The 25354-nt window shown below is 31.3% G+C and carries 27 protein-coding genes and 2 pseudogenes; 23 read left to right on the plus strand and 6 right to left on the minus strand.

Annotated elements, in window-relative coordinates; genetic code table 11:
• Nucleotides 1-11: 11 nt before the first annotated feature.
• From GMB86_RS09060 to GMB86_RS09100, 9 genes are all read left to right on the plus strand, one after another.
• Nucleotides 12-704, plus strand: a complete 693-nt coding sequence (locus GMB86_RS09060; protein WP_155218873.1) for a sugar transferase — start codon at nucleotides 12-14, stop codon at nucleotides 702-704.
• A 102-nt stretch (nucleotides 705-806) separates the two neighbouring features.
• Entirely contained in the window at nucleotides 807-1910 is a 1104-nt protein-coding gene (locus tag GMB86_RS09065; RefSeq protein ID WP_230459065.1) for a glycosyltransferase, read from the plus strand.
• A gap of 126 nt (nucleotides 1911-2036) precedes the next feature.
• Nucleotides 2037-3488, plus strand: coding sequence for an O-antigen ligase family protein (locus GMB86_RS09070; RefSeq protein ID WP_155218875.1), 1452 nt, complete (start codon nucleotides 2037-2039; stop codon nucleotides 3486-3488).
• 107 nt (nucleotides 3489-3595) lie between these two features.
• Nucleotides 3596-4687: a glycosyltransferase family 2 protein gene (locus GMB86_RS09075; protein ID WP_155218877.1), complete on the plus strand. Its 1092-nt coding sequence runs from the start codon at nucleotides 3596-3598 to the stop codon at nucleotides 4685-4687.
• Nucleotides 4688-4691: 4 nt separating this feature from the next.
• The gene (locus GMB86_RS09080) at nucleotides 4692-5792 is read left to right on the plus strand and encodes a polysaccharide pyruvyl transferase family protein (RefSeq protein ID WP_196220176.1); all 1101 of its coding nucleotides are present in this window, start codon (nucleotides 4692-4694) and stop codon (nucleotides 5790-5792) included.
• Nucleotides 5793-5805: 13 nt separating this feature from the next.
• Entirely contained in the window at nucleotides 5806-7323 is a 1518-nt protein-coding gene (murJ, locus tag GMB86_RS09085; RefSeq protein WP_155218881.1) for a murein biosynthesis integral membrane protein MurJ, read from the plus strand.
• 30 nt (nucleotides 7324-7353) lie between these two features.
• On the plus strand, nucleotides 7354-8334 hold the full coding sequence (locus GMB86_RS09090) for a glycosyltransferase family 2 protein (protein ID WP_155218883.1): 981 nt from the start codon (nucleotides 7354-7356) through the stop codon (nucleotides 8332-8334).
• A 60-nt stretch (nucleotides 8335-8394) separates the two neighbouring features.
• A complete protein-coding gene (locus GMB86_RS09095) occupies nucleotides 8395-9174 on the plus strand; it encodes a glycosyltransferase (protein WP_155218885.1) in 780 nt (259 codons plus the stop codon).
• 77 nt (nucleotides 9175-9251) lie between these two features.
• Nucleotides 9252-10133 carry a beta-1,6-N-acetylglucosaminyltransferase gene (locus GMB86_RS09100; protein WP_155218887.1) on the plus strand — a complete coding sequence of 294 codons (882 nt, stop codon included), beginning with the start codon at nucleotides 9252-9254 and terminating at the stop codon, nucleotides 10131-10133.
• A 223-nt stretch (nucleotides 10134-10356) separates the two neighbouring features.
• Here the strand turns inward: GMB86_RS09100 and GMB86_RS15995 are convergent, their stop codons facing one another.
• From GMB86_RS15995 to GMB86_RS16085, 4 genes are read right to left on the minus strand one after another with little or no spacing between them, the layout of a single operon-like run.
• Entirely contained in the window at nucleotides 10357-10575 is a 219-nt protein-coding gene (locus GMB86_RS15995) for a transposase (protein ID WP_268987307.1), read from the minus strand.
• Nucleotides 10576-10615: 40 nt separating this feature from the next.
• On the minus strand, nucleotides 10616-10936 hold the full coding sequence (locus tag GMB86_RS16000; protein ID WP_329602838.1) for a transposase: 321 nt from the start codon (nucleotides 10934-10936) through the stop codon (nucleotides 10616-10618).
• Nucleotides 10869-11204 carry a transposase gene (locus GMB86_RS15780; protein ID WP_329602839.1) on the minus strand — a complete coding sequence of 112 codons (336 nt, stop codon included), beginning with the start codon at nucleotides 11202-11204 and terminating at the stop codon, nucleotides 10869-10871. The genes GMB86_RS16000 and GMB86_RS15780 overlap by 68 nt, the downstream gene beginning before the upstream one ends.
• A gap of 53 nt (nucleotides 11205-11257) precedes the next feature.
• On the minus strand, nucleotides 11258-11614 hold the full coding sequence (locus tag GMB86_RS16085; RefSeq protein ID WP_329602840.1) for a transposase family protein: 357 nt from the start codon (nucleotides 11612-11614) through the stop codon (nucleotides 11258-11260).
• Between the two features lie 107 nt (nucleotides 11615-11721).
• Between GMB86_RS16085 and GMB86_RS15790 the strand changes: the two are divergent.
• The 8 genes and pseudogenes from GMB86_RS15790 to GMB86_RS09140 all read left to right on the plus strand — a co-directional run.
• Nucleotides 11722-11814: pseudogene (locus GMB86_RS15790) on the plus strand (ATP-binding protein); the annotation flags it as partial.
• 467 nt (nucleotides 11815-12281) lie between these two features.
• A complete protein-coding gene (locus GMB86_RS09115; protein ID WP_155218889.1) occupies nucleotides 12282-13514 on the plus strand; it encodes a cellulase family glycosylhydrolase in 1233 nt (410 codons plus the stop codon).
• Nucleotides 13515-13676: 162 nt separating this feature from the next.
• Nucleotides 13677-14843, plus strand: coding sequence for a nucleotide sugar dehydrogenase (locus GMB86_RS09120; protein ID WP_155218891.1), 1167 nt, complete (start codon nucleotides 13677-13679; stop codon nucleotides 14841-14843).
• Between the two features lie 197 nt (nucleotides 14844-15040).
• Complete coding sequence (locus GMB86_RS15795; RefSeq protein WP_329602841.1) at nucleotides 15041-15625, plus strand: magnesium chelatase domain-containing protein; 585 nt, start codon at nucleotides 15041-15043, stop codon at nucleotides 15623-15625.
• A gap of 52 nt (nucleotides 15626-15677) precedes the next feature.
• Nucleotides 15678-15941 (plus strand): ATP-binding protein, encoded by a 264-nt coding sequence (locus GMB86_RS15800; RefSeq protein ID WP_329602850.1) that lies wholly within the window; start codon nucleotides 15678-15680, stop codon nucleotides 15939-15941.
• A 357-nt stretch (nucleotides 15942-16298) separates the two neighbouring features.
• A pseudogene (locus GMB86_RS09130) lies at nucleotides 16299-16655 on the plus strand (ATP-binding protein); the annotation flags it as partial.
• Between the two features lie 199 nt (nucleotides 16656-16854).
• Nucleotides 16855-17757 (plus strand): HipA domain-containing protein, encoded by a 903-nt coding sequence (locus GMB86_RS09135; RefSeq protein WP_246092812.1) that lies wholly within the window; start codon nucleotides 16855-16857, stop codon nucleotides 17755-17757.
• Nucleotides 17758-18507 (plus strand): HIRAN domain-containing protein, encoded by a 750-nt coding sequence (locus GMB86_RS09140; RefSeq protein WP_141189583.1) that lies wholly within the window; start codon nucleotides 17758-17760, stop codon nucleotides 18505-18507.
• A 346-nt stretch (nucleotides 18508-18853) separates the two neighbouring features.
• Here GMB86_RS09140 and GMB86_RS09145 read toward each other — a convergent pair whose 3' ends face one another.
• Nucleotides 18854-19015, minus strand: coding sequence for a YvrJ family protein (locus tag GMB86_RS09145; protein ID WP_141604453.1), 162 nt, complete (start codon nucleotides 19013-19015; stop codon nucleotides 18854-18856).
• A 277-nt stretch (nucleotides 19016-19292) separates the two neighbouring features.
• Here GMB86_RS09145 and GMB86_RS09150 point away from each other — a divergent pair, with 277 nt between their 5' ends.
• From GMB86_RS09150 to GMB86_RS15515, 6 genes are all read left to right on the plus strand, one after another.
• Nucleotides 19293-20834, plus strand: coding sequence for a YifB family Mg chelatase-like AAA ATPase (locus tag GMB86_RS09150; RefSeq protein ID WP_329602842.1), 1542 nt, complete (start codon nucleotides 19293-19295; stop codon nucleotides 20832-20834).
• A gap of 5 nt (nucleotides 20835-20839) precedes the next feature.
• Complete coding sequence (locus GMB86_RS09155) at nucleotides 20840-21301, plus strand: transposase (protein WP_230459066.1); 462 nt, start codon at nucleotides 20840-20842, stop codon at nucleotides 21299-21301.
• A 605-nt stretch (nucleotides 21302-21906) separates the two neighbouring features.
• Nucleotides 21907-22395 (plus strand): Panacea domain-containing protein, encoded by a 489-nt coding sequence (locus tag GMB86_RS09160; protein WP_196220177.1) that lies wholly within the window; start codon nucleotides 21907-21909, stop codon nucleotides 22393-22395.
• On the plus strand, nucleotides 22383-23240 hold the full coding sequence (locus GMB86_RS09165; RefSeq protein ID WP_155218895.1) for a hypothetical protein: 858 nt from the start codon (nucleotides 22383-22385) through the stop codon (nucleotides 23238-23240). Before GMB86_RS09160 ends, GMB86_RS09165 begins: the two co-directional genes overlap by 13 nt.
• 35 nt (nucleotides 23241-23275) lie before the next feature.
• Entirely contained in the window at nucleotides 23276-23401 is a 126-nt protein-coding gene (locus tag GMB86_RS16005) for a hypothetical protein (protein WP_268987308.1), read from the plus strand.
• Nucleotides 23402-23819: 418 nt separating this feature from the next.
• A complete protein-coding gene (locus GMB86_RS15515; RefSeq protein WP_329602851.1) occupies nucleotides 23820-24026 on the plus strand; it encodes a UPF0236 family transposase-like protein in 207 nt (68 codons plus the stop codon).
• 232 nt (nucleotides 24027-24258) lie between these two features.
• Here the strand turns inward: GMB86_RS15515 and GMB86_RS09175 are convergent, their stop codons facing one another.
• Nucleotides 24259-25122 carry a hypothetical protein gene (locus GMB86_RS09175; protein ID WP_155218899.1) on the minus strand — a complete coding sequence of 288 codons (864 nt, stop codon included), beginning with the start codon at nucleotides 25120-25122 and terminating at the stop codon, nucleotides 24259-24261.
• Nucleotides 25123-25354 lie beyond the last annotated feature (232 nt).

The raw sequence follows: 25354 nt of genomic DNA on the forward strand, positions 1-25354 counted from the left end.
GGGGCTTGTAAATGGCTCTCTCTAAACAGAAAGTTGAATCTGATTATCAAGTTATACCTAGCAAAAAGCAAGTTAACGAGGATATTATTGCTTCTCAACAAGGATATTTAATTATAAAACGTTCAATTGACATTTTGGGTTCTCTAATAGGATTAATCTTATTATTTCCAGTATTTTTAATCGTTTCTATTTTGATTAAAATAGAGGATTCGAAAGGTACTGTTTTGTTTAAGCAAGTGCGTGTAGGGAAAAATGAAAAGACTTTTACGATGTATAAGTTTCGATCCATGGTTTCAAATGCAGAAGAACTCTTAGAAGACTTATTGGATCAAAATGAAACGACGGGCGCAATGTTTAAAATGAAAGATGATCCTAGGGTGACTAAAATAGGTAAATTTATCAGAAAGACGAGTATTGATGAACTTCCTCAATTGCTTAACGTATTAAAAGGTGATATGAGTTTAGTTGGACCTAGGCCCCCCCTTGTAAGAGAAGTAAAAGAATATACAGAGTATCAAAAACAGAGATTATTGATTAAACCAGGGTGTACAGGATTATGGCAAGTAAATGGTAGAAGTAATGTGGGGTTTGAAAAAATGGTAGAGTTAGATCTAAAGTATATAAAAACTAGGAGTATAAAGGTGGATTCTGCTATTGTCATAAAAACTATTTTTGTAATTTTAAACAACAAAGATGCTTATTAAAATAAGGTATACTCAACATAATGGTTTTTTCTGTGAGTATCGGTAAATATGAAGAGGTTAATATTATATTACTAGTTTTTTTAGAAATGATGTGTGATTAATATGAAAATTATGCATATAGGTGAATATGTAAATGGTGGAGTTAATACGTACATTAATGAAGTACTAAAATATCAGACAAAAAAAGATGATACTTGTCAAATTTATGTTTATGCTAGCAAAAAAAAATCAGACAAAGTCTATAATGAGTCAACTAAGATTAATACTGTGTATTATAAATATAGTAGAAGTATGTTTCATTTGGTTAAAATGATATTTTACTTTAGAAAAAAAATTAAAATATTAAAACCAGACATCATACATATTCACAGTACTTTCGCTGGCTTTTTTGTAAGATGTGCATTGTTTACGATAAGATCAAAAAGTAAAGTTATATATTGTTCTCATGGTTGGAGTTTTCTTATGGATACTTCTAATTTTAAAAAGAAAATATATATTATTTGTGAAAAAATATTGTCCCTTTGTACCGATAAAATAATTAACATTTCAATATATGAACATAATCAAGCTTGTAAAGTTAAACTCCCTACAAAAAAAATGCTTTTAATTAATAACGGTATTTCCGAAAAAAAGTTGGATAATAATAAAAAAAGTAATGCATCAATAAAAATGCAATCAAAAAAAATAAAGGTTTTGTTTGTGGGGCGGTTAGATAAGCAAAAGGGTATAGATATATTGCTTAAATTTGTCATGAAATATAAAAATCAAAATTTTCATTTTTATATTATTGGAAATTCTGTTCTTGATAATCAATATATTGAATTCCCCTCGAATACAAGTTATCTTGGTAAAATAGATAACTCGTATATTGATGATTACTATCAGGCTTCGGATGTTGTTATAATCCCCTCAAGATGGGAAGGGTTTGGACTGGTTGCTATAGAAGCGATGAAAAATAAAAAAGCAATTATTGTTAGCAATAGAGGGGCGTTGCCTGAGCTTGTAAATAATGATAATGGATTCGTGTTTGACATCGATAATATTCAGTCTTTAGAAAACATATTTAATAATCTTGAGAAAAAAGAATTACAAAATAAAGGTGCGAATGGATATCAATATTTTATAGACAATTATACAAGTAATGAAATGAACAAAAAAATTTATAGGTTATATAACAAACTATTAAATCGAGAGGGTTATAATTAGCACAAACTTATTAAAATTTTAATCTTTTTGGAAGGTGAGATTTAGTTTTGTCAGATTATTAGATGTTAAATTTATTGAAAATACTTAAACATTTGGTACTTTTGTATACGGTAATAAGGAGTCGTTATGAGTGTTTATTTTAAGACTATTAAAATTATATTAACTATTATTTTGAGTATTATTATTGGAATTTCTTCTTCCTTGGTTTGGTTAGTTAATAATAGTACATTATCTTTAGAATTGATAGTTTTAGTCGTTTTTATAATCGGCTATATTATTTGTTGTTTAATTTTTAACCCTTTGATAGTGTTTGTTATTGTCAGTATACTATCAATTGTGATTCGTTCAGAAATAGAAATAAACCCTGTAGAGTATTTAAGTGGTGTTGGTGCTTCAGATTTTTACTTGAATATTACCCACTTGGTCTTGTTCCTTGGAATTATATCTATATTAATCTTTAAATTAAAGAGCAATGATAAATTAGTGGACTATAGGTATTTTAATAGTAGAGTGTTATTTGTTTTTCTTTTTGTTTTCTTTTCACTTTTTTTAAGTTTTTACGCTGAATATAAAAAAGCAAGTTTCCCGCAAATAAGTTTTTATTTAAGTTTGTTCGGTATGTATATGTTTTGGAATTTTATTTTTCTGAAAATAGATAGAGAAAAATTAAAATCAGTAGTTGTGTGTAGCTTTGGCTTTGTAATATTATTTGAATGTATATTAATATTACTTGAATTAATCAAAGGAAGGGCTATTGGATTAAGTATAATAGGTGAAGGTGTAATTGACCAGAGGAAGGGTGTTCCGTTTGTGTCAGTTACTGGGACATTTGGACATCCAGGTCCTCTATCAATGTTTCTACTTTGTGTCGTTGTGTTTTTATTTCCTCTAGTCTTACAAAAAAAAGAATACTTTGTCTCGCTTTCTTTTTTATTAGGATTAATAGGGGTTATATTAACTTTTTCAAGAACTAGCATTTTTATTGTGGGATTTATATTGATTTTTGAGTGGATATTGTTAAACAGAATGAAAAACAAAAAAAACTTTTCAAAAGTAAAAAAAGTTACTATAGTACTTTTGTTAACCTTAATAGTAGTAGTTATGGGGCCTTATATTCTACAAAGATTTGGAAATTTAGATAGTGGTAATGATGATCAAATTTCAAACAGACACTATCATAATGAATTTGCCCTACAGTACATTAGAGAAAAGCCTTTGCTAGGTTATGGTTTGAATAGTTGGGTATATGCAGTTAATAAATATAGTTATTTAGCAATGAATTATAGAGATTCATTTTTCTTTGAAAATTCGGTTCATAATATTTATTATTTGATATGGTTTGAAGGTGGGATATTTTATTTATCTATATTTATATTAATGTTTATAATGCATATAACTCCTTTATTTAATTTTAAAAAATATAAATCAGATCCATTTATTTTAGGGTTATCATTCAGTCTAATTGCTATTCTTTTATATGGCTTCTTGGGAAAGGCTCTACATTCATATCACCAATTATTTTACCTAGTTTTTCTTATCTTTACCTTAATAAATTATTTTGCCAGTGTAAGAAATTAAGTTTTAACAAAAGTAAAAATATAGTTTCTCATAATAAACTTTTAATTTATTTATTAACCATATTACATTAACTTTTATATAAGTTATTGTTTGAGGGAGGTTATAAAATGCTAGTAAGTGTAATTATCCCTATTTATAATAAGGAGAAATACTTAAATGATTGCATAAAGAGTGTGGTTAAACAAGATTATAAAAACCTAGAATTGATCTTAGTTAATGATGGTTCATCAGATAATAGTGAGGAAATTATTAATTGGTGGTTATTAAAGGATACAAGAATAAAATATATTAAGCAGAAAAATTCAGGTGTGTCAGTAGCAAGAAATAATGGCGTGACTAATTCAAATGGGGAATATGTATTTTTTCTTGATGCAGATGATTTTTTGGAGAAAGATGCAATACAAAAACTAGTGGAACATACAAATAAAAATACTATAGACATTGTTATTGGGAATCATTATGAACAAGAAAAAGGGGGGTATGTAAAGAACAACAAGTTCCAAAATAAATTGTTTAGAAGTGATGAGTTACGACTATTGGAAAATAAATTAGAATTTTTTATATCAGGATCTAGGTCTTTATCAACTGTATGGAATAAGTTGTATAAGGTAGATTTTCTTAAAAGAAATAAAATAAGGTTTCAAGAAAAAATCCACGCAGAAGATAGGTTATTTAATTTAAAATGTTATGTTAATGATCCAAATATAAAAATAATAAATAAATATACCTACTATTTTAATATTGTAGAAAATTCAAGATCTAGAACCTATAATAATAAATTTTACGAAGAGACTATTTCACTTTTTCATTCTTTCTACACTTATCTTTCAAGAATCAATAAAGAATACGAAAACAATGACTTATTACAGCTTACATTGATTTATGATATGGAGAAAATTTTTTATTTTATATTAAGCTATTCCAATAAAAAAAAATATGACTTGATTAGAACATTAAGTTTATTAAAAAAAGATAAAGAAGTTTGTTATATATTAAAAAAAATTAAGAATGAGAAAACTTATAAAAAAATTAACATATACAAAAAAATATATGTGAAACTATTTTGTAATCTTTTTTTATCTGCACATAATTATGTGTTTATTTCATTTTTCACTTGTTATTTTCTAACTGAAAAGATAAAGAATAAGCTTTTAAGATTAAGAGGTATAATAAATGAGATGGGTAATAAAAAGGAGTAACAGAATGAAAAAAGTGATGCTCTATGCTTATACAAATCTTAATTTAGGTGATGATCTTTTTATTAAGATTTTATGTAATAGATATCCAAATACAAAGTTTTTTTTATACGCACCAAAAAAATATAAAAAATTTGAAAAGGAAATCAAGAATTTAAAAGTGTTTTCAAGTGATTCATTTTTTTCAAGAATAATCAATTTAATCTTGCGAAAACTAAAGTTTTTTTACTTCATTCGGAAACAAATAGCAAAAAGAACAGATATATCTGTTTATATAGGAGGTTCCTTATATATGCAACATGATAATTGGGAATCTTCTTATATTGATAAAAAACATATGCAATTTAATGATAGTCCGTTTTTAGTATTAGGAGCCAATTTTGGTCCATTTAATCAGAAACAATTCTATGAAAGATATAATAAATTATTCAAGAATTATTATGATATTTGTTTTAGGGATAGTTATTCTTACAATTTATTTAAACATTATAATCATGTTAGGTTCAGTGATGATATTATTTTTCAATTGGGTATTAAGAAAAGAAATATTAAGAAAAAGAATAACATTATTATATCAGTAATTAAACCATCTCAGAAATGTATACCTTGTGTTGATGACGGGTATTATGAAAAAATAAAAGAAATTTCTAATTATTTTATTAAAAATAACTATACAGTTACACTAATGTCTTTTTGTGAATCGGAAGGTGATGAGGAAGCTGTTGAATCAGTAATTAAAAGAATTCCAAAAATATATCGGTATAAGGTCGAAAGACATTTATATCAAGCTAATATCGAAGAAACACTTAACGTTATTGCAAGTTCATCTGGTGTAGTAGCAACGAGATTTCATTCAATGATTCTTGGATGGATTTATGATAAACCTGTATACCCGATTGTTTACAGTGATAAAATGTTAAACGTAATGGAGGATATTGCTTTTAGAGGTTTTTATGGAGATCTTAGAAATAAAATTCACAGAATACACCCTAATGAAGTTTTTGAGAGTTTAAACACAAACAGTATGGACGTATCTAAACAAGTGCATAATTCTAGTAAGCATTTTAAAAAACTAGATGAGCTTCTATTAACAAAACCAATCAATTGAGAGAGTGCTTAATATGGGAATTAAAGGTAATGCAATTCATCAGTTGGGTTTAATGATGTTATTAACTATTTTAACTCAATTCTTTATACTGATTAAAAATTCACTCACGGCTTCATATTTTGGAATAAGCACTGAGTTAGATGTTTTTAATCTTACAACGAATTTTTCGAATTTTGTATACAGTTTCATAGGTGCAGGTGTTTCTACTATTCTTATACCATATTTAAGAAGTAGAAAAAACAAATATTCAATAGATATATTTATCACAACTATTTATACAGTAGCTATCGCAGTTCTTTTTGTGTTAATTGTTTTTCGGAGACAACTAATATTATTGTTAAGTGGCTCAAGTGATAGTTATTTTATTGGTATTGCCTCTAACATAATAATATTCACATTATTAATTGGTTTTTTTAATTCATTAATGGTACTTGTTCAGGGAATATTGAATTTTAATGACAAGTTCAATGGACAAAAGTTAATACTGCTCTTTACAACAATACTTTCAGTAATATTGCTTATTTTTATTGCTTCAAAAATTAATATTTATTTATATGCAATTATTATTTTAATAACATGTTTAATTAGTGTTACTTTGCATTTGTATATTGTATATAAATCTGGGTTTAAATATAAAATAAATTACGATTTGAGAGATAGTGGTTTTAGAGAGATGCTAAAAGTTTTTTTTCCAACAATGCTAAGTACAGGAGTGTACCAAGTATCTTTAATAATTGATAGCATGATAGCATCCCGATTAGGAACTGGAAGTATTTCAATATTGAATTATTCTAATTCAATAATTGTTATGATAAACATGTTATTTCTGAGTAACCTCACTTCATTTATTTATCCTAAATTGATAAAAAAAGGAAATGAGCTAGAGCGTCAAAGGAGTCTATTTAAATACATTAAGATTATTAACGTTATATTATGCTTAATTGTTGTATTATTCTTTGTTGGGGGGAGTGAAGGGATACGCATACTTTATGAAAGAGGAAATTTTAGTGCCGAAGATACCCATTTCGTTTTTTTGTGTACTTTAATCTTAGCAATTGCTTTGCCTTCTAATGGAATTAGAGATTTGATGTATAAATATTTTTATATCAATAAGGACTCATTTTCACCATTTATTAATAGTATTTTTATTAGTATATTAAATATTACTTTAAGTATTATATTTTCTAAATTCATTGGATTGTATGGAGTAGTAGTAGGTACAGTGTTAGCGTCATATTTAAGTTTGTTATTTATATATATTAAGTTTTTAAAAAAATTCTCTATGCCTATTGCAAAAAAAGATTTTAATATAGATATTTTGAAAACAATCGCAATAACAACTGTATCAATTATTGTTTCTATTTTTATTAAAAAAGAGCTTTCAATAGACAATGAATATGTAGGAATTGTTCTTTTTAGTTTTATGGGAATATTTATATATACTGTTATTTTAGTTATCCTAAAAAGTGACGTATTCATTGAATTTATAAAAATATTATCTAAGCGGAAGTATAAAAATATGATTAAATGAATAGATGAGTTTATTAATATTAAGAGGAGAATGATTATATTGGATCAGTCTACAAAAATAAGTGTAATAATACCTACTTATAATCGGGAAAAATTATTATATGGAGCAATAAATAGTTTAAAAGATCAGACGTATAATAACATTGAGATAATTATTGTAGACGATTGTTCAAACGATAATACTGAACAGATGGTTATGGAAGAAAAATTAAAGGATCATAGAATTGTTTATGTCAAACATAATAAAAATATGGGAGCTCCACAAGCTAGAAATACAGGCATAAGCAAATCAACTGGTGAGTTTATCGCGTTTCTTGATTCAGATGATCAATGGTTACCATCAAAACTAGAAAAACAAATGAAGATATTTCAAAAAAAGAAAAAGGTTGGAGTTGTTTATACAGGTATAATTAATGTTTCTAATAATGGTATTAGAAATAAAACCACCCCTAAATTTAATGGGCAGATTTTAAATGAATTATTAATAAGAAATTGTGTAGGTACAACTTCAACTGTAATGATACGAAAGAATCTTTTAGTTAAGACGGGTGGTTTTGATTCTAATTTGCCAAGTTGTCAAGACTGGGATTTATGGGTTAGGCTGGCACAGATTTCTAATTTCGATTTTGTAGATGAATCTTTAGTAGTATTTAATGAACATGACGGTGATAGAATAACAACAAATATAAAATCTGTATTAGATGGACATATAAGGTTTTATGAAAAGTATGATTACTTAATAGAGAAATTAGAAAAGAAAACTTATTGCCTTTCTCAGTTTAATTTAGCAAAAATAATTATAAGAACTGGAATAGTAGACCAAAACAAATTAATTATAAAAAAAGGGAGGGCTTTTTTGAGAAAGTCTTTTAAAAAGGATTCTTTTTTTGTTAAATCTTATATATTGTATTTTAGTACTTTTGTAAATTTAGGAATACTCTATAAACTCTATTTTATTACAAAAAAAAATACGTCTTCATTTACTTCCGTTAAATCTAAACGTGAAATTTGAATAATTAAATGTGGTTTACTTAATTTTAATAAAACAAAAATAAAGATAAGGAAAATATTTATGAATAATATTGCTGTTTTAATACCTGTTTATAATAATCAAGAAGGTTTACTTTTAACTCTTAATTCTTTAGTTAGAGAGACGGATGCAAAACTAGATGTTTATGTAATAGATGATGGTAGTAAGGTACCAATTAAATGTACTACTATCATAGGAAATCACAATATTTTTGTTTACAGAATGGCTGAAAACTCAGGAATTGAAAATGCTTTGAATTATGGTCTTAAAATTATTCAAGCTAATGGATATAGATATATTGCTAGAATAGACGCAGGTGACAAAATTTTAACAAATCGGTTTAGTAAGCAATGCTTATATTTGAAAAATAATAAAGATGTAGCTTTAGTGGGTAGTTACACAGACTATAAAACAAAAGATGGAAAATTAATGTTTTCCTTTAAACCTCCCATGACATATAAAAAAATAAAAAGTAGAATGCACTTAAACTCATGTTTTAGTCATCCTTCGGTTATGTTCAATTCTGACGTCTTAAACGAAATCGGAAACTACTCAGTTAATTTTAAAAGCGCAGAGGATTATGAATTCTTCTTTCGGATTTTATCTAAATACAAGGTTGCTAATATAAATAAAGTATTACTAGAACAAGAGTATAATAGTACAGGAATATCGGCTACAAGAAGAAAGCAACAATTATTAAGTAGATTTAGAATTCAAATTAAATACTTTAAAGTAACTGAAATTAATAGCTATATTGGACTTATAAAAACTATTTTATTATTATTTATTCCGAGAAAAATAGTAGATTTACTAAAACATTAAATTAGAAAGTATAAGACTTAGTAAGAAAAATAACTCTAGTTATATACTGAATATATAACGAAAAGGGGTAAATAGTTATGGGGAAACATGCATATCTAATAATGGCACATAATAATTTTAGTATATTAGGAAAACTGATTAGGTTACTTGATTTTGATAAAAATGATATTTACATTCATGTTGATAGAAAAGTAACTGATTTTGATCAAAATTTATTTATCAATATACCTAAAAAATCCAAAATTTATTTCTCAGACAGAATTCATGTCAATTGGGGGGGATATACTCAGGTTAAATGTGAATTATTACTGTTGGAAATGGCCTTTAAAAATGATAATTATGACTATTATCATTTACTTTCTGGGGTAGACCTACCAATAAAGAATCAAAAATTTATTCATGAATTTTTTGAATTGAATTCTGGAATGGAGTTCGTTGGATTCATAAGTGAATGGGATAATACACGTATTAAGTATTATTATATATTTAATGAGATTGGAAGGAAAAAAGGAATCTTGCCATATATACAAAAAATAATAAACAAAATTTTTATTCTAACACAAAAATTAGTGAAAATGGATAGAAGCAAAAAAAATAAATATGCTAAGGGGTCAAATTGGTTTAGTATCACAGGAGATTTAGTAAAATTGATATTAGACAATAAAAATAGAATAAGAAAATTATATAGATCTTCTGTTTTTTGTGATGAAGTTTTTCTTCAGACATTAATTGTTAACTCTAAATTCAAGGAAAAAATATATCGTTTTAGTGTATCTGGTAATTTGAGGTACATTGATTGGAAGCGGGGCAATCCATATATTTTTCAAAAAAAGGATTTTGAATCTTTAATAAACTCCAACATGCTATTTGCACGTAAGTTTGACGAAAAAGTAGATTTTGAGATTGTTAATATGATATATGACGAATTTTTGCTAAAAAATAAACAGGTAAATTCTTAACCTTATTAGTTTACGATAGGTATACTATACCTCCACGCACTTGAATATTAAATTTATTGGCTCCTCGCCATTTAGTGTGGAAAGGGTAAAAATTAATAGAATCTATCATTCCAATAATGTTCTTGGACTTTTCATAGGATCTCAATCTTGGGAAATCCCGTCAAGGGAAGCGCTTGACCGCCTTTCCCAAGATTGAGGGTGTGTATTTAGTCCAAAAAGGACATCATTTAGCCACAGGGGGCTGAACATTGATGGCCAACTTATTTACAGTCGCATATATTACTGCAATATAGTTCCGTATAGATCGGTATCCTCTTGCTTTACATTTTGAGGCTTGAACCAGGCTGTTGACACTTTCAAGAAAACCATTCGTCATTTTTGTGATGAACCATCTCTGGATGCCTATTTCATGCCGTTTTATTGTTTTTGCTACCTTTATCATGGGTGGAAGCTAGGATCTTATCGCCCATTCATACCGATCCTCAAAATATAATGGGGGAGTAATATTCATTCTGTTGCCAAAGTCTTTGAAGAGACAATTTTAAACGATCGGCTCGCCCTGTTTTGAGGTCAGAATCCTTTAACTTAAGAAATGTTTCACGTTGTTTCATTGTCAGGTTCTCTTGATTCTTCAGCCAGATATAACGTGTCCGTTTTAGATCAGGCTGATCTGCAGATTCTAATCGACGGACTTTATCAAGGGCTTCGTTTACCAGTTTCATCACATGAAATTTATCAAACGTAATATGAACATGAGGTAACCGTTCTTCGATGCCATGAATAAAGAGCAGCCGACATGTCACTACAAACTTCTTTGACCTGACTGGGTTTCACACCTTTTTCAATGAGAAATGCCTGAAATATTTTTAGCCCTTCTGAACCTTTTCCTTCCGTAGCGAATAGTACACGTTTCGTGTCGATATCAACAAATAAGGTGACATAGTGATGGCCGCTCTTAGATGATGTTTCATTAATGGCAAGTCGTTCCAGTTGGGTGATATCACATTCATCCATGGCTTTTTGGACATAATAGTGAAAGACACGCCAGAGTCGTATATCATGTTCGTCCACTTACGGTGAACAGCAGCGACGGCATTTCTTTCATCAAATTCATTACTTTCGATTCAAAAAACCAAGTAAAACCAGCACCTTTTTGCGACCATCCTACGATGACGGTCCCGTACTTTGCCGCAGATGCCACATTCTACTCTAGGTAACCGAGCATGTAGAACCGTTTTGAATTGCCAAAAATCAAGATGCTGCCATGTTTGATCTTCATCCACGATATCATACACTTTGGCAAGTGGATGTCCACAATGTGCGTCTGTAAAAGTTGAACCACGATGAAAATCAAGAAAAATATGAAGAGCTTGATACTGATGATCAAATTCATAATTCGAAATGTACCACGGAGATTCAATAGCTAAAGCTGCCTCGAACGATGTGTATTTTTTTAAAAATCTTTCATTTTTCTGCTTCACCCCTGGATATTTTCATAGTTTAATATCCGGTTTAATCTAGAAAACTACTATATACCCATAGGTTTTAGCGAAGAGGTTTATTATTTGTCAATAGAACCACGTTTTCGGGAGATCCTATTTTGACTGAAGCTGTCATTGACAGATTGATTCGTTATTCTCACTTATTATTGATCACAGGGGGTGACTTTCGTTATAAATAATCTTTATTCATGGGTAAAATTAGAGGTGGCAAGTGGCATACACTTTTATGTGCCATTTCATACATTTTTTACTTAACAAATACAAGAATGATAGGGTAAATGAAACAGGTTAGATTAAAGGAAAGAAAGGTGTTTTATTCCGGCAGATCTGGCTGATGCTCATTACTTTGAATAACTTATATAGAAATATGTATGAGTAGTTAGAAGTCACTTGAAGCCACAATGCGAATTAAAGAAAGCCTAGCAATGAAGGAGTGTGGTATAATTTTGATTTACACACTTGTCCGTTAAAGTAGACAACAAATTAGACTGGACTTGCTTGATCGATAACGGAGAACAAAGAAAAAAATTCTCCGTCAAACTATTTCATGGAACTGATGTACAACGGATTCATCCTCTATATATAAGAATACTGTTCTAAATAAGAATGGTAGTTTATCCGGTATATTTTTTAAGGGGTGTGTATATTGATTAAAGCTAAAAAAATTGTTGTTTTATTCTTATTAGTATTATTAATAATATTTTTAACACCTAAGCCAATTGAAAAAAAAAAATTAACTTTTAGTGGTCATGGTGTGAATATTCATTTTACTGGAAATCCAAAGGATATTGGATTAATTAAGGTTGCTGATTTTAAATACGTTAGAATGGATCTTATTTGGTCAAATATTGAAAGAAGAAAAAAAGTATACGATTTCCAAAATACTGGATACGATCAATTAACTCAGTCATTGACTAATAAAGGTATAACGCCATACTATATTTTAGATTATAGTAATAAGTTATATGAACAAAAAAATTCAATAGTTACTGAGAAAGGGAGAAAGGCTTATTGTGAGTTTGTTGCAAAGGCTACTAATAGATATAAGAATAATGGGATTATTTGGGAAATATGGAATGAACCTAATATCAAATATTGGGAGACACAGCCTAATTATGATGACTATGTTTTATTGGTAGAGAGAGCGTCAAAAATAATTAAAAAAAATGATCCCAGTGGATTTGTTGTAGCACCCGCGTTAGCAGGAGTGAATTGGAAATCAATTTGGATGAAAGAAGTTTTTAAAAGAGGAATTCTTAACTATATAGATGGTTTTTCAGTTCATCCTTATCGTGAGACTATACCAGAAACAGTAGTACAAGATTATAAAGCTCTAAAAAAGTTGATTGCAGAATTTACCAGAAAAAAGATTCCTATAATTTCCGGTGAATGGGGTTATTCAACAGCTAAAGGATGGAGAGGGTTAAATCTTACTGATGATTTGCAAGCAGCATATGCTGTTAGAATGTTCTTAATAAATCAATATCAAAGAGTACCTATTAGCATATGGTATGATTGGAAAAATGATGGTTTAGATCCTAATGATGGAGAACATAACTTCGGATTAAGAGGGCATGATGTAACGGAACCCAAGCTTGGATATTACGCTGTCAAAACAGTAAATAATATACTTAATGGATTTTATTTCTATAAAAGATTAAAAACAGGAAATGATAATGACTATCTGATTGTTTTTAAAGATTCTTTAGATCGCATTAAAGTAGCTGGTTGGACCACAAGAAACATTCATGAAGTTATATTACCTAAAAATATTTATGGTAAAATAATAACAATGTATGGTGAGAAAATTGGTACGATTAATAAAAATGATACTAGAGTTATATTGTCATCAAAACCTATTTATATATTACCAGATTAGTTATGTCATTATCTATTCACTATTATGCTTTTATTTGACAGATTGTAAATGGCTGACATTCAAGTATAATAGAGTAGTAAATCATACTTAATTAAGGTCAAATTTCAAGCTGGTTAACAGGGACTTTATATTTACATACTACGACGGAAGGAAGGAATTGGGATGAAAATAACGATTGCCGGGACAGGCTATGTTGGTCTCTCAAATGCTATCTTACTAGCTCAGAACAATGAAGTCATTGCCCTTGATATTATTCAAGAAAAAGTGGACATGTTAAATAATAAGAAATCTCCTATTATTGATGCGGAGATTGAGGAATATTTAGCAACCAAGGATTTAAATCTAAGAGCAACAACAGACAACTTTGTTGCGTTTAAAGATGCAGAGTATGTGATCATCTCAACACCAACAAACTACGATCCTGAGAAAAACTATTTTAATACAAGAACGGTTGAAGCTGTTATTGCGAACGTATTATCCATTAATCCTGATGCTGTGATGGTTATTAAATCAACCGTGCCTGTTGGTTATACAGAGAAAGTAAAAGAAAAATTTGAAACTGATAACATTGTTTTTTCTCCTGAATTTTTAAGGGAAGGGAAAGCTCTTTATGATAATTTATATCCTTCTAGAATTATTGTCGGTGAACAATCTAATAGAGCTAAGATTTTTGCTGATTTATTAGCGGGAGGGGCAATTAAAGAAGATATTGATATATTATTTACCAATTCAACAGAAGCAGAAGCTATTAAACTATTTGCAAATACATACCTTGCGATGCGTGTTGCTTTCTTTAATGAATTGGATTCCTATGCAGAAGTAAGAGGACTTGATTCCAAACAAATTATTCAAGGAGTTGGCCTTGATCCACGTATTGGTTCACATTACAACAATCCATCTTTTGGTTACGGCGGATACTGCTTACCTAAAGATACGAAACAACTCTTAGCCAACTATGCTGATGTACCGAATAACATCATGACAGCTATTGTTGAGGCGAATAGAACGAGAAAAGATCATGTTGCAGAAATGATTATTAAACGCAACCCAAAAGTTGTCGGAGTTTATAGGTTAACAATGAAAATGGATTCAGATAACTTCAGACAATCTGCTATTCAAGGCGTTATGAAGCGTATTAAATCAAAAGGTATTGAAGTTGTTGTTTATGAACCAACCATGCAAGAAGACACATTCTTTAATTCACGAGTGATTAATAACTTTGACGAATTTAAACAAATTAGTGATGTGATTGTAGCTAATCGTTTAACAGACGATTTAAAAGAGGTCGAAGAGAAGGTTTATACGAGGGACTTGTTTAGTAGAGATTGAGTTTTAGTTTTGCGGGCCTGTCACCGCCCAAAATTTGTCGAAAAGTATAGAAAATTAAATTAGTTTTGCGTGCCTGTCACCACCCGAATTTTGTCGAAAAATATAGAAAATTAAATTAAAAAGTTATTGACAAGTTTATAAGTGCTCTATATTATAAAAATGAGAACATACATTCGTTTTTATAGGAGGGGTGTCATGTGACAACAATTGTTCAGAGTATTGGTTTAAAAGGTCTGGAAGGATATAAGGTTAAGGTCGAGGTACAAGTGATGCCGGGTAAAGAGAGTGTTTGTATTGTTGGTTTGCCGGATGCTTGTGTGAAAGAATCAAAGGAAAGAGTGGTTGGCGCTCTATATTCGTTAGATTGTGAGTTTCCAGATAAGAAAGTGATTGTGAATCTATCACCTGCAGAGCAAAGGAAGAATAGCCCGATTTTTGATTTAGCTATGGCGATTGGGATGATGAAAGAGGTTAACTATTTTCAAGATAAAATACCTGATGATGCTGCGTTTTTAGGTGCTTTGTCTCTTGATGGAACCATTAAGCCAGTGGAAGGCATGCTTCCCGCTGTTCTTGCAGCTAAGAAAGAGAAGGTTAAACGACTATATTTGCCTGTTATTCCGGATTTGCCTTTGACAAGGATTGAAGGCATTGATCTTTATTTTGTCCATTCATTAGCGGAACTTCTGCAAACACTTTCTGGACAGCTTTCTATACCTCTTCAAACGGAACCCCAAGTTTCACCTTCAAATTTAGCTATTAAACAAACTCCCTACATTTGAAAAAGACTTTAAAGATATTATTGGACATAGTAATGCGAAACGGATATTAGAGATTGCCGCGGCTGGTGGTCACAATGTGCTTCTTATAGGTCCACCTGGATGCGGAAAGAGTCTTTTGTCGGAGACGTTTCCTTCTATATTACCGCCATTAACGCTAGATCATCAATTTGAGGTCATGAGTATCTATCAACTTTCTGGAGTATCTTTACCAATTATTAATCAACCGCCATTCAGATCGCCCCATCACTCTTCTTCTGCCGTATCCTTGATAGGCGGGGGGACGAACCCAAAGCCTGGGGAAGTTTCATCCTCATGAATATCCATGGAAGAAACTATCACAAACCTTCACTATAATTCCTAAACCACAAGGAGATGAAAATGATGGCATAACTTTGTGGTACCTGTCTCCACCCAAAATTTGTCGAAAAATATAGAAATATTTTTTAAAACATTATTGACTTAGAGTGTATTGCAATTAATAATTATGGCCACTGAAATGTACCACTTCTGACATGCTTTTTACCACTGAATGACACGGAATATATCAGTAAATGTCACGCGTTTACCGCTTTATACCTTTGTATAATTAACAGGTATACCTTCAGGGTGTGCCATTTTTTATATGGAGGTATTTTTTTATATCCATTATCAAAAGATATTGGAGTTCGTCATTTATAAAGTAAAGTATATTCGTTTACCCGATCTACTTGATGAATTAGCTGTTGCCAGAGGCGAAGGTATCTTCCGAAAAGTGATGAAGCTGTTTAAGAATGTCAATCTACTTATTTTAGATGAATGGCTCCTAACACCTTTAAAAGGAAATGAAACACATGATTTTAGAAATTATAAATCGAGACATCTTAATAGTTCGACAATTTTCTGTTCACAATTTGATCCTAGAGGTTGGCATGAAAAAATAGGAGAAGACACATTAGCAGATGCGGTACTAGATCATATTGTACACGATTCTTATAGTATCTTAATAGATGGAAAAGTATCAATGAGAGAGCGAAATGGAATAGAAAAATAATTAATCTTAAGCCGCTATCTATAGATATAGTGGCTTACTCTCTGTCAGTAGTGGCTCATTTTCTTGGCATGGATGGCTCAAAAAAATGGCAAAGCTGGTCCTATTGGTTGACAATATTCAGTATCTTATACAAAAAGTTATCATATTATGTATTGACGTGATAATTATAAAAGGAAACGAAATCACATGAGTGACATGAGTGACAACTGAATGGTGGTTAATTATAATTAGTGCTAAGAACTTTAAAAAGGATGGAAAAATGGGCTTAATAGATGTAACGAATTGGAATATTGATGAAAGAAAGCAAGTTTCAGGAACTAGAGCGAAGTATTGGTTGATCCATCCTGAGACAGAGCAGCGTTTTCTGTTTAAAATTCCTAAAGAAAATACTGGAGAAGCCTGGGCAGAAAAAATTGCATCTGAAGTAGGAAAAGCTATGGGGCTTTCTATTATGGATGTAAATTTAGCAAAGAGAGATAACACAGTAGCAATCTTAGCAGCAAATTTTATAGATAAGCAGGAAGAGTTATTTGAAGGTGGAGACCTTTTTTTTAATGTTGCTGATGACTTTGATCGCTATAATCTAAAGTATTATGATATCTTCAATATCATGAAAGTTCTATCTGAATTTAAACTTGAACGTGACTTTATAAAAATCCCTGTATTTGATGCATTTATCGGAAATCAGGATAGACATTGTGATAATTGGGGTATAATATATGGGAGAGATGGTTATCGACTAGCACCTATTTATGATAGTGGTGCATCATTAGGATTTCAATTAAAGGAAGACAGAATTAATTTAATGTTCAAAGATATAAACATGTTCAAGGCTTTTAGCAACCGTAGTTTTTCTTTAATTGGCTTGCCAGATAAAAAGAAACCACGATATCTGGATTTGTTGACTGTTATTAGAAAATACTATCCTACAGAAGTGCAAGAGGCATTGCACTTACTTAATATTATAGATGAGGATTTACTCGAAGGAATAATGAAGTCCATACCAGAGGAAGTTATGAGTTTAACTTATAAAATGTGGGTTAAAAAGTTACTGTTTTATCGTAAAAACTGGTTGTTAAGTTGGTATAAAGGAAGTGTTTAAATGGTAAAGAAACCTTATGTCTTATGGTTAATTTGGCAAAATCAAGAGACTAGACAACGCTACCATGTAGGTAATTTATTTCATGAAGATGGAAAATATACTTTTTCCTATGAGTTGAGTGGAAGGCGCCGAACTTTATTTGAAGCGATGGAAAATGGATATCAGCCTCATTTGTCATTTCGTAATATAGAAAAGTCATATGTTTCTAACCGCTTGTTCGGACCATTTGCACGCAGATTACCGGATAAAAGAAGGCCAGACTTTAAAGAAATCTTAAAAGATTTTGCTCTGCCTCTAGACTATACAGAAATGGATTTATTACGCGCGACAGGTGGACGCTTGGCTACTGATCCATATGAGTTTGTAGCTCCTATTAGTGTTTTAGGTGACCATTTCCATTTTGATTTTTTTGTTGCCGGTTGGCGTTACTATGAAGGAGATAAAATAGAAAATCAATTACAGGCAGAGTCTCATGTAACTTTTGAGTTAGAGCCTTTAAATGACGAGGATAACAAAGCAGTAATTGTATTATCGGGTAAAAAAGGATACAAGCTAGGATATATTCCGGCATTTTATAGTGGATTTATGTTTGATGTTATCAGAAATAAAGATATTTATGAAGCGAAAATTGAGAAGATCAACCCTTATGCAAAACCACAATTAAAAGTTAATATTTCAATTGTTGGTCGATTAAAAAAGGGTTATTCTTCAACAAGTAATGAAGATGTTGAGCCAGTACAATATGTCTAGGGAATGGTTCTTTGTGTCTGCTGCCGCCCCTGATTTATAATCCTATTAATGGGCTCAAAACCTGAACATTGCTCGTTTTCTAAGGTATTTGAAGGCAAAGCTCTTGAATGTCTGTAGAGAAGGTTCAAGAAAAATATTCCTCACAATTTCATAGCTAACTCTAACAACTAACACTAACTGGTTGCACTAGAAAGTCCTACAGTCTATCAAATTGGTAGACTGTAGAACTTTTTTTTTTCATCAGTTTCGGGTGCCAGTCTCACCCGAATTTTGTCGAGAATTATTTTTATCGAAAAGTAAATAGCCCCATACCATCGTGATTCCTAATGATGATATGGGGCTTTATTTACGACACTTTATCCTTCGGCAACGTCTGGACAATCGCATTCGGCAGCTGCTGAATGGAACGGTTAAGCTCATCAAGCTTACCTTCAATCCGGTAAAGTAAATATAAGGTAACCATGATGGGAAAACCGACATCCTTTGCTATAGCGATCCATTGATCCATCGGCTTGACCTCCCTTTTCAAATAGTTATAAGAAAAGAGGGGACCGCAAACCCCTCTTTTGCTTTAGCTTAATGCAATATCTGTGACATTACGTTCCAGTAATTTAGCTCCTTTCACTTTGACATAATCGCCTCCAGTCATTTTTGCATGCCTGTCACCACCCGAATTTTGTCGAAAAATATAGAGAATTAAATTAAAAAGTTATTGACAAGTTTATAAGTGCCCTATATTATAAAAAATAAGAACATACATTCGTTTTTTATAGGAGGGTTATCATGTGACGACGATTGTTCAGAGTATTGGTTTAAAAGGACTTGAAGGATATAAGGTTAAGGTCGAGGTACAAGTGATGCCGGGTAAAGAGAGTGTTTGTATTGTTGGTTTGCCGGATGCTTGTGTGAAAGAATCAAAGGAAAGAGTGGTTGGCGCTCTATATTCATTAGATTGTGAGTTTCCGGATAAGAAAGTGATTGTGAATCTATCACCCGCAGAGCAAAGGAAGAATAGCCCTATTTTTGATTTAGCAATGGCTATTGGAATGATGAAAGAGGTTAATCATTTTCAAGATGAAATACCTAATGATGCGGCGTTTTTAGGTGCTTTGTCTCTCGATGGAACCATTAAGCCAGTAGAAGGCATGCTTCCCGCCGTTCTTGCAGCTAAGAAAGAGAAGGTTAAACAACTATATCTTCCTGTTATTCCAGATTTGCCTTTGACAAGTATTGAAGACATTGATCTTCATTTTGTCCATTCATTAGCGGAACTTCTGCAAACACTTTCTGGACAGCTCTCTATGCCTCTTCAAACGGAACCCAAAGTTTCACCTTCAAATTTAGCTATTAAGCAAACCCCTACATTTCAAAAAGACTTTCAAGATATTATTGGACATAGTAAAGCGAAACGGGCATTAGAGATTGCCGCTGCTGGTGGTCACAATGTGCTTCTCATAGGCCCACCTGGTTGTGGAAAGAGTCTTTTGTCGGAGACGTTTCCTTCTATATTACCGCCATTAACGCTAGATCATCAATTTGAGGTCATGAGTATCTATCAACTTTCTGGAGTATCCTTACCAATTATTCATCAACCGCCATTCAGATCGCCCCATCACTCTTCTTCTGCTGTTTCCTTGATAGGTGGGGGAACGAACCCAAAGCCTGGGGAAGTTTCATTAGCTCACCGGGGTGTCCTATTTCTAGATGAAATGGCTGAATTTCCGAAACGAACATTAGATATGCTTCGGCAGCCAATGGAATCAGGGAAGGTGACCATCAGCCGGGCAGCATCTACCGTTTCCTATCCCGCTAGATTCATTCTCATCGGTGCCATGAACCCATGTCCTTGCGGTTATCTAGGAGCAAGAGATCGCTATTGTACCTGTACACCGAAACAAATTCAGGCTTATCAGAATCGAATTTCTGGACCAGTTCTCGATCGGATGGATATTGTATTAAATCTCTCCTCCGTTTCTTTCGATGTTGAATCTAAGGAAAAGAGAGAAACGTCATCAGACATACGTGATCGCGTGATAGAAGGTCGAATGAGACAACATCAGAGGTATGGCACAGATCAATGTAATGCCACCATACCCATTGACCACATTTTACAAACCATATCCATAACGCAGCAAAAAATGGTTGAAAAATGGTTTAGTCAATATCATTGGAGTAACCGTGTACAAACAAAAATATACAGATTAGCAAGATCCATTGCTGATCTAAATGGTGATGAAAACATCACCAATGAAGCCCTTTGGGAAGCCATGTCTTTAAGAAGAGGGAAAGTGAATGGGAATGACAGATTGAATGTTAGGGTGAAGTAAAAATTATGGGTAGGAAAAAACGAATTTGTCTGCCAAACCATTTTTACCATGTCGACTGTCGTGGCAATCGAAGAGATCCGCTATTCAAAGACGCTGGCGACTTTCTGACCTTCATGTATATACTGACGAAAGTATATGAGAAAGCACCCTTTGATTTGGCCTCCTATTGTTTGATGACGAATCATTTTCATTTGCAGTTAAGATTTCAAGATTTCCCCATTTCAAAAATCATGTCCCTCATCAATAAGCACCATGCGAATTATTACAATACACGTTACCATCTGACAGGCCATGTATTCGAAAAACGATATTATGACAATATGATAGATTCGGGAACGGGTATGCTGGAAGTTAGCCGCTATATTCATTTGAATCCTGTTCAAGCTGGGATGGTCAACCTTTTATCAATCATGAATTATGAATACGCAAGATTACTTGCAACATCTAAATGCCAGAACGTAAAATGAACACTTACTTTGAAGTGGGTTTGGTGGAGAATAAGGGGAGGTAGGGTTTAATCTAGTCGTAATCTTACTAATGGATTCCATTTTTAAATGGATGCCCATCACCACCTGAATTGCCGAAAAATATTTAAATTTTGTGCGTGAAGTTGTTGACAAGAGTATGGTTACCTTTTAATATAAAAATAAGAACAAATATTCCCTTTTACGTTAGGGATTATCAAGTGACAATGATTGTTTGGAGCATTGTTTTAAAAGGGATCATTTTGGGGCTGTTCTTCATGGAGTGAATATCCTATTAAACTTTTCTTATGTTTCTTCCAATATAGAAAATGTAGGAAGAAGAGATATATTATCTAATATTCGTCGTTTGTTAGTCGGAATAGAGAATTATGTGATAAGTATGGCATAGAACGTTGTTGTAATGTCACCATAATACAAAAAGATCATTGTATAAGAATGACTATTAATTTGGTACTATTCATTAATAATCATTAACAAGAAAATTTATATGCTATAATATTTGTATATTTATGATGCGTTTTTTGTTCTGTTAGAACAAAGGAGGAATAAAAATGGTTTATTCTGCCCTAGATGTAGCTAATTTCGTTGTGAATTATACGATCAAAAGTGGAAAAAACATAAGCAATTTAAAACTTCAAAAAATATTATATTATTTACAAGCTAGATTTTTAACAAATGACAGTGGGCCTTTATTTAACGATGAAATTAGTAAATGGAGATATGGCCCAGTTGTACCTTCTGTTTACCATGAATTTAAATTATTTGGCTCGGGTGCAATTACTCGTGTTTTAGAACCTTTAATTATTCATCACAATGATGAAGGTGGTTTTAAAGTATCGAAAAAAAAATTTAGTGAGAATAAAATAAATCCATTGGATAAAAAAGTGATTCTAGAAACAGTGGATATATTAAGTAAATACAAGGCGTTTGATTTGGTTGAAAGAACCCACAAACAAAAAATATGGAAAAAACACGAAAACAAAATTGAATTGGGTCAAGCCGTGCCTCCTTACAAAAATGATGAAATTATTCATCAATTTAATTCCCATCCTGAGGAGAAGTTATGGAACAACTAGAATATAGTCATATTTTCAAGGATTTTATGGAGAGAGCTCAATTGCCATTTAATGATGAAAATGTTCAACTTTGGGCTCAGATTTTCAGTAATACTCTATATGGAAATCTTAGACTCCCATATAGTGATATAACAAGTGCTATATATAGAATCGAAGATGAAAAACTACTAATCATTAAGGAAAATTTAGATAAGATATCAGAGTATGTTTTACATGAAGAAATGGAAATAAAAGATCTTAATAAATTAATTGATCACATTGAACTTGCAAAAGTACAACGTGAATATATTCTGACAAATGTGGATGAATTGCAAAAGCAAGTGGACAAGGAGCAAGACAAATTAAATGATATTAAGAATATAAAATCAAAAATATACACTGAATTTGTAGGGATATTAGGTATATTTACTGCCGTAGTACTTGGAGCCTTTGGAAGTTTACAAGTAATTGGCAGTGTATTTAGTAATATAAAAGACGTTCCTACTGGGAAATTACTTGTATTTTCAAGTGTTACTTCATTAGGAGTTATCTCATTATTATTTCTTTTAATGAGATGGATTAGTAGGATTGTATATAGAGATTTTGATAAAAAATCTTGGAGTTTCTCTATTAAAGATAATTTGATTTTTATAATGTGCTTAAATGTTCTTGGATATATGTTCGTTTTAGGATTTTTATTGTTTTGTAAAGAGCCTAAAACCACCATAATTTCTTGGCTGTCTTCCGGAAATCTTGGAATATATATTTTAGTTATACTAACGATGATTATGCTAATAATACTGTTTGTTTGTACTTTAATAGGTGTTTTGCACAATAATAAAACTAACCCCTCGGAAAAAGTGTGAAAAAATTGAGGGATCTGCATTACAAGGGTGTATCTATGAATGTTTTTAATGAAGGAGAAGAAAGAGATGCACCTGTTGAAGAAGAAAAACAGTTAGCTAAAGTTGATACTCAAGAAAATTTTATTGTTTTGAGTGCCTGTGGGTTGCGATCCATAAAGTAGACAAAATAAATTCGGATTCGCATGTTTATGTCAGTGCTACCAAGGTATAACTCTAACTTCTTCTCATCTTCCTAGAAGGATATAAGAATCAGGAAAGATCATCAAGGAAAGCACTTGACAATCAGCTATGAAGAGTAAATTTAATTACATTTGCTCTTACCAGTAAAAATTCATTATTTTGGGTAGTAAAATCAATTAATTTTCTTTATCTTTTTGCCAAAAAAGCTAACCCATTTAAACTTTATTGTATTTAATTGGAAAATAAATGAACTATGTGTAAAATATTTCTCGGGGTATTTGAGGCAAATTACTAGCCAAAAAAAAGAGAAAGCACTCTATCATAAATGTATGCTTTGACGGGCAAATACATTTAGAAAGAGGCTTTCTTGAAAAAATTATATCAGAAATATATAAAATAATAAAGAACACTGACAACCTAATCGAATTAGAAGAAAGCGTCCGAATTTATATGTATGAGGTGTTTGCTTCTTTATTGGGGGATGTATTCACCCAGTTAAATCAAGCGATAAAGGCACAAAAGCAAGAAAATGGTTGGACCGTAAGTAGGAATGATTGGAAAATTGTTCAATTTACTTTTGGATCAGTTACGTTCCGTCAACCTTGATGAAGAATCCAAAGGGTGAGTAACAGAATTTTAAGTGCTGTCACCGCCCGGAATTTGTCAAAAAATATTTATATACATCACAAACTTCCACCTATTTTTTAAAAAAGACAGTTTAATAAAGGCATCTAGGTATCTAACAGATGACCTCGATATTAATTCGAGGTCACTCTTTTTAGGTTTCATTAATAAGGATGGTTATAATCAACCAAGGAAAAACTATTAAAACTCGATATCAAAACGTAACCCATTCAAGATCGTCTACACTTTCTTCACCAAATGGTTCCCAGTTTTTTATTGATGTATCACTAGCAAGATCAAAATGAAACCAAATTAAATCATTGCACCTTCCTGGAATAAAAACACTCTGTGTGTTATTCCAATTATTTCTTACAATAAACTTTGCTTCATTACCATACTTACCATTCCATTTTAGAAATGTGTATCTTTCTTTATTTGATTGTTGTTGTTTTAGACTATCAGTGTATAAATGATATAATTCGTGCAGGATAATATCTCGATCATTTCGTCTTTGTGGACAGGGATGGTAATAATCTTGACGATGGTTTAGTTTTCCGAACATAGATATTTTTGATAGCGTGATTTGCTCCATCCATTTTTGTTTTATATTTTTGAAATTTGTCCACTTAGTTTTATTCTTAACTCCCCATCCAATCAAAATCCAAGGATTCTCTTTTAGTTCATTAATAGAAATTAAAGATTCGTGTATATTGAGGTAGCCATGATTCACAAGCATTTCAAATGTATCTATGGCGTGCTCAGATTGGGTATCTTGTAATGCAAACAGATTATAAATGTTGAATCTTCCGTCAATCTCATCGGTGCCATATATGTAGTACACTAGTTTGATCAATTGTCCCATAGTTGGATCTGCATGGATTTGACCATGAGCTTTTCCGTGGCTATTTAATAGAATTCCAAGTTCGGGGTTGATTTTATCAAAGTTTGCTGAACCTGGATTTAATAAGAGACAAGAACCAAGTGATTTTTTGGACGTCCCCCATTGGATGTAAGCAGAAGATCTGAATGTATAATCCCCTCGTTTAAAAAATGAACCATAGACTTTAGGTTGATTCATGATTATCCCTCTCATCTGGATTGTTTAATCAATATATACCTAATTATACAACAATTCAGATTAATATCGAGTGCCTAGTATAGAAAATAGGTTCAGATAATTAAAAAGACAATCATTTTCATAGTACAATAGAAGAATCCATCACAGAACTTCCGTTGCAATTCCTAAACCACAAGGAGATGAAGATGATGGCTTATACAATATTGAATCATATTCAAGGTAAAAGCGGAAG

The organism is Terrilactibacillus tamarindi (assembly GCF_009718825.1).
Taxonomy (GTDB): domain Bacteria; phylum Bacillota; class Bacilli; order Bacillales; family Sporolactobacillaceae; genus Terrilactibacillus; species Terrilactibacillus tamarindi.

Excerpts from the sequence above, each read along its gene's own strand:
- GMB86_RS09060 (WP_155218873.1), top strand. The coding sequence starts at position 12 with ATGGCTCTCTCTAAACAGAAAGTTGAATCTGATTATCAAGTTATACCT.
- GMB86_RS09065 (WP_230459065.1), top strand. The coding sequence starts at position 807 with ATGAAAATTATGCATATAGGTGAATATGTAAATGGTGGAGTTAATACG.
- GMB86_RS09070 (WP_155218875.1), top strand. The coding sequence starts at position 2,037 with ATGAGTGTTTATTTTAAGACTATTAAAATTATATTAACTATTATTTTG.
- GMB86_RS09075 (WP_155218877.1), top strand. The coding sequence starts at position 3,596 with ATGCTAGTAAGTGTAATTATCCCTATTTATAATAAGGAGAAATACTTA.
- GMB86_RS09080 (WP_196220176.1), top strand. The coding sequence starts at position 4,692 with ATGAAAAAAGTGATGCTCTATGCTTATACAAATCTTAATTTAGGTGAT.
- murJ (WP_155218881.1), top strand. The coding sequence starts at position 5,806 with ATGGGAATTAAAGGTAATGCAATTCATCAGTTGGGTTTAATGATGTTA.
- GMB86_RS09090 (WP_155218883.1), top strand. The coding sequence starts at position 7,354 with ATGATTATATTGGATCAGTCTACAAAAATAAGTGTAATAATACCTACT.
- GMB86_RS09095 (WP_155218885.1), top strand. The coding sequence starts at position 8,395 with ATGAATAATATTGCTGTTTTAATACCTGTTTATAATAATCAAGAAGGT.
- GMB86_RS09100 (WP_155218887.1), top strand. The coding sequence starts at position 9,252 with ATGGGGAAACATGCATATCTAATAATGGCACATAATAATTTTAGTATA.
- GMB86_RS15995 (WP_268987307.1), bottom strand. The coding sequence starts at position 10,575 with ATGATAAAGGTAGCAAAAACAATAAAACGGCATGAAATAGGCATCCAG.
- GMB86_RS09120 (WP_155218891.1), top strand. The coding sequence starts at position 13,677 with ATGAAAATAACGATTGCCGGGACAGGCTATGTTGGTCTCTCAAATGCT.
- GMB86_RS09140 (WP_141189583.1), top strand. The coding sequence starts at position 17,758 with ATGGTAAAGAAACCTTATGTCTTATGGTTAATTTGGCAAAATCAAGAG.
- GMB86_RS09145 (WP_141604453.1), bottom strand. The coding sequence starts at position 19,015 with ATGGATCAATGGATCGCTATAGCAAAGGATGTCGGTTTTCCCATCATG.
- GMB86_RS09155 (WP_230459066.1), top strand. The coding sequence starts at position 20,840 with ATGGGTAGGAAAAAACGAATTTGTCTGCCAAACCATTTTTACCATGTC.
- GMB86_RS09165 (WP_155218895.1), top strand. The coding sequence starts at position 22,383 with ATGGAACAACTAGAATATAGTCATATTTTCAAGGATTTTATGGAGAGA.
- GMB86_RS16005 (WP_268987308.1), top strand. The coding sequence starts at position 23,276 with ATGAATGTTTTTAATGAAGGAGAAGAAAGAGATGCACCTGTTGAAGAA.
- GMB86_RS09175 (WP_155218899.1), bottom strand. The coding sequence starts at position 25,122 with ATGAATCAACCTAAAGTCTATGGTTCATTTTTTAAACGAGGGGATTAT.